Origin of the sequence: Cetobacterium sp. 2A, from assembly GCF_014250685.1 — a bacterium.
Taxonomy (GTDB): domain Bacteria; phylum Fusobacteriota; class Fusobacteriia; order Fusobacteriales; family Fusobacteriaceae; genus Cetobacterium.
The window spans coordinates 127961-134309 of sequence record NZ_JACFAJ010000011.1 but is presented as its reverse complement, the minus strand read 5'-3'; the positions used below and the strand labels follow the sequence as shown (position 1 = coordinate 134309).

7 protein-coding genes are annotated in these 6349 nt (G+C 27.8%); 2 read left to right on the top strand and 5 right to left on the bottom strand.

Annotated elements, in window-relative coordinates; translation table 11 throughout:
- From H3N56_RS12255 to H3N56_RS12240, 4 genes are all read right to left on the bottom strand, one after another.
- The coding region (locus H3N56_RS12255; protein WP_185881479.1) for a TRAP transporter large permease at positions 1-1296 on the bottom strand (1296 nt) is incomplete at its 3' end.
- A 22-nt stretch (positions 1297-1318) separates the two neighbouring features.
- The gene (locus H3N56_RS12250) at positions 1319-1789 is read right to left on the bottom strand and encodes a TRAP transporter small permease (RefSeq protein WP_185881478.1); all 471 of its coding nucleotides are present in this window, start codon (positions 1787-1789) and stop codon (positions 1319-1321) included.
- Positions 1790-1817: 28 nt separating this feature from the next.
- Positions 1818-2792, bottom strand: coding sequence for a TRAP transporter substrate-binding protein (locus H3N56_RS12245; RefSeq protein ID WP_185881477.1), 975 nt, complete (start codon positions 2790-2792; stop codon positions 1818-1820).
- Positions 2793-2813: 21 nt separating this feature from the next.
- The gene (locus tag H3N56_RS12240) at positions 2814-3479 is read right to left on the bottom strand and encodes a GntR family transcriptional regulator (RefSeq protein WP_185881476.1); all 666 of its coding nucleotides are present in this window, start codon (positions 3477-3479) and stop codon (positions 2814-2816) included.
- Positions 3480-3664: 185 nt separating this feature from the next.
- Here H3N56_RS12240 and H3N56_RS12235 point away from each other — a divergent pair, with 185 nt between their 5' ends.
- Positions 3665-4150 (top strand): MFS transporter, encoded by a 486-nt coding sequence (locus tag H3N56_RS12235; protein WP_185881475.1) that lies wholly within the window; start codon positions 3665-3667, stop codon positions 4148-4150.
- Here the strand turns inward: H3N56_RS12235 and H3N56_RS12230 are convergent.
- Complete coding sequence (locus tag H3N56_RS12230) at positions 4133-4942, bottom strand: MerR family transcriptional regulator (protein ID WP_185881474.1); 810 nt, start codon at positions 4940-4942, stop codon at positions 4133-4135. The two genes, H3N56_RS12235 and H3N56_RS12230, sit on opposite strands and share 18 nt — an antisense overlap.
- Before the next feature lie 91 nt (positions 4943-5033).
- Here H3N56_RS12230 and H3N56_RS12225 point away from each other — a divergent pair, with 91 nt between their 5' ends.
- Positions 5034-6347, top strand: coding sequence for an MATE family efflux transporter (locus H3N56_RS12225; RefSeq protein ID WP_185881473.1), 1314 nt, complete (start codon positions 5034-5036; stop codon positions 6345-6347).
- Positions 6348-6349: the final 2 nt, after the last annotated feature.

Sequence of the window (6349 nt, the reverse complement as noted above, 5' to 3'; positions counted from 1 at the left end):
TCGAAAAAATTTAGGTAGAGCTAGTGATAAACTTGGAATGAAAGTAACAAATAAAAGAATAATAGCGGTAACTAAATAAAATGGAAGAAGTTTTTTAAAGACTTGTTCAATAGTCACCCCACCAACTTTACAACCTGTAAAAAGAATAGGCCCAACAGGAGGAGTTATAGTCCCGATACAAAGATTAAAAACAATCATAATTCCAAATTGAACAGTATTCATTCCGAAGCTCTGAACTATTGGAAGAAAGATAGGTGTAAAAATAAGAACCGCAGGAGTAGGATCCATAAAAGTTCCAATTATAAGCATAAGCAAATTCATAATTAATAAGATAACAGTAAAATTATCAGTAATACCTAAAAGTGATGCAGCAATTTTTTGAGGAATATTTGTAAAAGCCATAATCCAAGACATAATTGAAGAAACTCCAATCATGAAAATAACAATTGATGTCATTTCTGCTGATCCAAGTAAAATTCTAGGTAAATCTGAAACTTTGAGCTGCCGATATATAAATGAAAGAATTAATGAATATACAACGGCAATAGCTGAGCCCTCAGTAGCAGTAAAAATCCCTTTTAAAATTCCACCTATAACTATAATAATTAAAAGTAAACTTGGAATAGCATCCAGTATAGTTTTAATTGCATCTTTAAAAGTTATATTTGAATTCTTAATATAGTTTTCTTTTTTTGCCATGATTCCAGCAATAAGCATAACACCTAATCCCCAAAGAATACCCGGAATATAACCAGCTATAAAAAGAGCTGAAATAGATACACTTCCGGCAACTGTGGAATAAACAATCAAAGTATTACTTGGAGGTATTAGCATTCCTGTAGGAGCGGATGCGATATTAACTGCGGAGCTAAACTCAGGACTATACCCTTCAGCTTTTTCAATAGGAGCTATTGTTCCACCAACTGCGGCAGCAGCAGCAACACCAGAACCACTGATAGCACCAAAGAGCATATTTGCGACTACATTTGATTGAGCTAAAGGAGCTGGAAGTTTTCCACCAATAAGTTTAGCACAATTAATTAAACGAATAGCAATTCCACCATTGTTCATAATGTTTCCAGCTAAAATAAAGAATGGGATTGCAATCAATGAAAAAGAATTTGTTCCTATAAAAAGCCTTTGTGCAGATGTAATCAAAGATCCTTCCATTGGAAGAACAAGCATCATAGAAAGAGTTGATGCAAATCCAATACTAATACTGATGGGAACTCCAATAAGAAGTAGTATGGGTAGAGACAAAAAAATTATTAAACCAGTTTGAATAGCTAAATCCATATCAATCTCCTATTTAAACACATTAAACTTTATTTTTATAAATATTAGTTATGTTATGTATAGAGTAGAAAACTATACATATTCCACTTATTGGAATGGCAGAATAAACAACTCCTATTGGAATTTGGAGAGCAGCATCTAATTGTACCATTTGTCTTATAGTAGATAAAAATCCTCCATAAATCATTACAGATAGAGCAAAAAGGGCAATAACAATCTCTTGAGTTAAATCAAAGAATAAGCCAATTTTATTTTCCATTTTATCTCTAATGAATGTAATTTTCATGTGATCTCTTTTTCCAAAAACATAAGCAGCACCGTATAAAACCAACCAGACAAAAAGATATTGAGAAAGTTGCTCTGTAATTGCACTTGGTTTATTAAAAAAATATCTAGTAAAAACTTGCCAACTTACAAGTAAAGTCATAATTCCCATAATTCCAATACAAAATACTTCAATTATTTTATCTAAAATATTTTTAATAGTATCCATAAATAAAACTCCCATAGAAATATTATTTTTAGTTAGCTAAATTTCTAATTTTTAAATAAATATCTTTTGTAACATCAGACGAATTAATAACAATCTCTTGAAGAGGTTTTACTTTTTCTTGGAACGGTTTAATATCAATATCTATAAATTTGGCTCCGTTTTCAATAGCTACCTTTTTAGCACTTTCAATATTTTCATTCCATACAACAAATTCCTGTTCAACAGCTTCTTTCATAAGTTTATCAAAAGTTTCTCTATCTTTAGTTTCCATTTTTGAATAGATTTTTTCATTTATAAGGATTAAATCTGGAACCATTAGGTGATTTGTATATGAGAAATAAGGTGAAATTTCATAATGTTTTAAATCCATATAAGTAACCTCGTTATTTTCTCCACCTTCTAAAACACCTTGTTGAACAGCTGTATAAACTTCACTTTGAGCCATAGGAGTTCCAACTCCACCCATATAATCTAACATTTTTTTCATAGTATCTGATTGCATAACACGAATTTTATACCCGTTTAAATCCTCAGGTTTTTCGATAGGTTTGTCTGTATAAATAGATCTTGAACCAGCAGTGAAAGCACCAACAACTTCGAAACCATTTTTAGATACAGATTTAAATAGTCCATCCAAAGCTCCAGAGGTAAATACTGATTTTTGATGCTCTAAACTATCATAGATGTATGGAAGTCCAATTATAGCAAAATCTTTACTAAAATTTTCAACTACAGGATTTCCGACAACAGTCATTTGAATAATACCGTTTTGTACAAGTTCAGTAGTAGCTCTTTGGTCACCCAGTAGTGCGTTAGGTGAAATTTCAAGTTTATAATTACCATTTGTTTGAGTCTCTAATTTATCTCCAAAATCTTTAAGAACTTTATATTGAGGATGATTTTCAGATTGGTTAAAAGCAACTTTTAAAACTTGTGTTTTTGCAAAAGATGTAACCCCTAAAATAAACAAACCAGAAAATGTTAGAATAGAAATCTTTTTCATTAAATACCTCCCAATTATATTTTATTTAAAATATAGAGAAAGTTCAGAGGATATTTTTTCTTTTAACCTCTTAATTCCACTATTTAAATGACTAATAATATGTTCATCAAGATTTATGTAGTCTTTATTTTTTATAAAGAAAACTAAAGCTTTATGATCTTCTACAATGGCCTCAAAGTTTCTAACTTCAACAATATCAAGCATTCTAAAACGCTTATATTGAGCTTGAGCTTTATCTATTTGTTCCCAAATAAAAAGATTATTGGTAGCATTAAACCAGATTTTATGGAATTCACAATCTAATTTATAAAACTCATTGGGCATAAAATCAGTTTTTATAAGTAATTCTTGTAGTTGTAAATTATATTCTAAATAAAGTAAATCTTTAGGAGTAGCGGTAGTGGCAAATTGTTTAATAATTTCTTTTTCCAAAGTGGTTCTCATAAAGATACTTTGTTTGATAATTTCAAAATCTAAAAGAGAGATAAAATTTGATTTAAATGGAATATAATCAATCAGACCCTCAGATTTTAATTTTTGAAAAATATCACGACAAGGTGTCCGAGATATATTATATTTATTAGAAATTTCATGTTCTGTTATTATCTGTCCTGGTTTGTATTCTAAATTAAGTATTTTTTCTTCAAGTTCTTTAGCAATTAATTCTGTATTTGTTTGTTTAGACATTATTTTGCTCCTTTAGTTATGGTTAAAAACAGATTGTATACAATGAATACATCATTGGTAATGTATATACTTTATAAAAGTTAGAATGTCAATAATAAAAAATAAATTTTCCTATTTCTCTGGCAAGAGGGGTTAGCATAATAGTTTTTATACTATATTTTTTATTAGAGGAAATAGAGAAAATTATGATAGATTATACGCCTGAAGAAAAAAATAAACTGGCTAAAAAAATTATCATTATTTTTGGACTTATTGCAGGATTAGGAGATACAGTTTATGAGGGAGCTAGAGGAATTTATGGAATATATTTAGGAATACTAGGAATGAGTATAATAATGTTAGTAGATATGATTTTTGCACTACCTGTTGCATTTATGGTATTTTCTGAGAGCAAGATATTTATAATAATAGGTATTTTTATTTGTGGAATAATTTTAGCTATTCAAGAAGTTATTTTTAGAGCTTTTATTGCTGACGAAATAGGAAAAGAAAATAGAGGAAAAGCTTATGGTATCTACAATGTTTTTTATGGTTTAGGTATATTATTAGGAAGTAGTATAATAGGATTTCTTTATAAAAATGGAGCTGCAACCATTGGTTTTTTCTGTTTAACAACTCAAATTGCAGCACTTTTAATTTTTTTTAAAATTAGATTAATCAATAGGGATTAAAATTTCTATAATTCCTCCTATTCCTTCTTCAAATTGAAGCATTAGTTCGTTTGTAACTTCTATAGAATCATCATTAATTTTATATGAATTTTTATTTATAAAATCAATTAAAACTTTGTAAGTACTCTCTAGGTTTTCATAAGAATCCTTATGTGTAATAGAGGCAAGTTTTTTATAAGAAATATAGGAAATATTTTTATATTCCTTATTATTTGGGATAACAATTCCAATTTTTTTTACTGGATAAAAATCATTTTCTTCTAGATTTTTTTTATCAATGATAGTTATGTATGTTTTATTTTTTAATTTTAAATCTATTTCAATTTCTTGTAATTTTTTATAAACATTTGTCACTTCCATATGTGTATATGGAGGCGCGACAGAAATAAAAAATACCCTAAAATGTTTATTATAGACAATGCTAGGTTCTATTCCTTCAGAAGAAAGAATTTTTTTTAATTCTTCTTTTTTTCTTGCAATAACTTGTTTATATTTTTCTAATTCAGATATTTTAAAATCGATAAGTTTTAATTTCGTATCTAAAAAATCAAGAGAATCTTGAATATTTTTACTGTTGGTATACTCTTTAATTTCTCCTAAAGAAAAGCCAGAATCTTTTAAAGCAATTAGAAAGTAAAGATCATATAATTGATGTGCTGAATAATATCTATAATTGTTTGTCAAATCTATGTAGTCAGGTTTAAATAATCCAATTTCATCATAATAAATTAGTGTTCTTCTTGATATATTAAATAATTTTGCAACTTGACTTATTTTATATTTTTCTCTCATATTTCCTCCAAAAGACTTGACTGTAACGTTAACGTCATAGTTTATAATACTATAAGAATATATATTTATCAAAATAAAATTAGGAGAAAATATGAAAAACGTAGAAATCACACTTGAAAATGGGTGTGTAAAAAAATTATTTTTTAAATTTGCTATTCCTAGTATAGTAGGAATGTTAATAGTATCTGTTCAAACTATGGTAGATGGGATTTTTATAGCAAACAATGTAGGAATGAGAGGATTGGCTGCAGTAAATCTTTCAATGCCTTATATATTTTTTTTAACAAGTATTGCACTTATGATAACTTCAGGTGGATCAGTTATTGCTGGAATTTATTATGGAAATAACAATATTAAAAAAGCTGATGAAACGAAGTCATTTACTGTACTTATGTTCATAGCAATAATTGGATTAGTATCTATATTTAGTATGATTTTTTTGAAAAATATCATAACGTTTTTAGGAGCAGACGATTTAATGAGAACTTATGTTGAACCCTATCTTTCAATTATGATTATTTTCAGTATTTTTTATAACTTTCCTATAGTAACAGAGACATTTGTTAGATTGAAAGGAAAACCAAATTTAGTATTTTTAAGTGGAGCAATATGTTTTTTAGGAAATGTTATATTAGATTATTTATTCATAATTAAGATGGGCTGGGGAATGGAAGGTGCAGCTATAGCAACTTGTATAGCAAATGTGATAGGATCTTTAGCTCTTATTAAATTTTTAGATTTAAAAAAGCCTAAAGGAAATTTTGAGGTTTTAAAAAAGATTTTATACAATGGAAGCTCGGAAATGCTGACATTACTATCATCATCAATAACTATGTATATATTTAATTTAGTTGTGATGAGAAATATTGGAGAACTTGGAGTATCAGCATTAACCATAGTTTTTTATATTAATTCTATAGTTAGTATTTCGCTGTATGGATTGTCACAAGCATTACAGCCGATAGTATCTTATAATCTGGGAGCTCAAAGATTTACAAAAATATATGATGTTTTAAAAATAGCAACTATATCTGGTGGTGCAATTGGCTTAATTTCTTTTATTCTTATGAAGTTTTATAGTGGACCTATAATTAATATTTTTTCTAAAGGAGATAAAAGTTTAATTTTACTTACTGGAGAAGTTATATCGTATTTTTCATTTGCTTACATTTTTTCATTTATCAATATAATATCAAGTTCTCTTCATACAGCTATAGAGAAACCTCTAGAATCAGCTTTTATAGCCTGTGGACATTCGATAATATTTGTTGTGATAGCGCTGATGATTTTGCCGTTATTTTTAGGAAATATTGGAATTTGGTTAGCTATACCCTTTGGAGAATTTTTATGTATAATTCTTAGTATTCCATTAACAATAAAATCCTTAAAGAATATAGCTAATTAAAT

What these genes read in the sequence shown, in the direction of transcription:
- H3N56_RS12250 (WP_185881478.1), bottom strand. Translation starts at nt 1,789, where the DNA reads ATGGATACTATTAAAAATATTTTAGATAAAATAATTGAAGTATTTTGT.
- H3N56_RS12245 (WP_185881477.1), bottom strand. Translation starts at nt 2,792, where the DNA reads ATGAAAAAGATTTCTATTCTAACATTTTCTGGTTTGTTTATTTTAGGG.
- H3N56_RS12240 (WP_185881476.1), bottom strand. Translation starts at nt 3,479, where the DNA reads ATGTCTAAACAAACAAATACAGAATTAATTGCTAAAGAACTTGAAGAA.
- H3N56_RS12235 (WP_185881475.1), top strand. Translation starts at nt 3,665, where the DNA reads ATGATAGATTATACGCCTGAAGAAAAAAATAAACTGGCTAAAAAAATT.
- H3N56_RS12230 (WP_185881474.1), bottom strand. Translation starts at nt 4,942, where the DNA reads ATGAGAGAAAAATATAAAATAAGTCAAGTTGCAAAATTATTTAATATA.
- H3N56_RS12225 (WP_185881473.1), top strand. Translation starts at nt 5,034, where the DNA reads ATGAAAAACGTAGAAATCACACTTGAAAATGGGTGTGTAAAAAAATTA.